This window comes from Enorma phocaeensis (assembly GCF_016901575.1).
GTDB classification, from domain to species: Bacteria; Actinomycetota; Coriobacteriia; order Coriobacteriales; family Coriobacteriaceae; genus Limicola; species Limicola phocaeensis_A.
The window spans coordinates 1-681 of the sequence record NZ_JACJKQ010000069.1; the positions used below are offsets into that span (position 1 = coordinate 1).

Consider the following 681-nt stretch of genomic DNA (forward strand, 5'->3'; position numbering starts at 1 on the left):
AAATGATTATTTGGCTGCGATAGCCGAAGGCGTTTTCGAAGACTGGCTCCTCACGGCTGAAGGTGAACCAACACCGTTGTCGCGTTTTGCCTCGTTCAATCCATCGACGTATTCACCGAAAGAGAAATGGCCGGTTGTGGCCTATGTCGATACAGGTTCGGTTACGCGCAACCATTTCGATAAACCAATGGTCATTGATACCGCAACAGAAAAACTGCCCAGCAGAGCAAGACGCAAGGTGGAGGATGGCGATGTCATTTACTCGACCGTTCGTCCAAACCAACTTCACTACGGGCTGGTGTGCAACCCACCAAGCAACATGCTCGTCTCTACTGGTTTCACGGTTGCTCGCGATTCTGTGGGCGTTGGTGGCCCTTTCATCTATCTTGCGCTGACTCGGCCATCGATTACGGCAAAGCTTCAGAGTGTTGCCGAGCAGAGCACATCGGCATATCCATCCATTAAGAGTTCGGATTTGGAACAGCTTGAAATACCAATGCCCACTAAAGATGAGATTGAGGAGATAAAACCGCAGTTAGACAGCTTGTTTGCTGCCATTGCGCATAATGAATACGAGTCGAAAATGCTCGAAGAGCTGCGAGATACTCTGTTACCTAAGCTAATGTCTGGTGAAATCGACGTCTCGCAAATAGAGCTACCTATGCAGCCAAATAATCATTT

1 protein-coding gene is annotated in these 681 nt (G+C 48.6%); it reads left to right on the forward strand.

Annotated features, from left to right (window positions below; genetic code table 11):
• Positions 1 to 681: restriction endonuclease subunit S (locus tag H6A15_RS10215; RefSeq protein WP_204673646.1), on the forward strand; the 681-nt coding region annotated here is incomplete at both ends.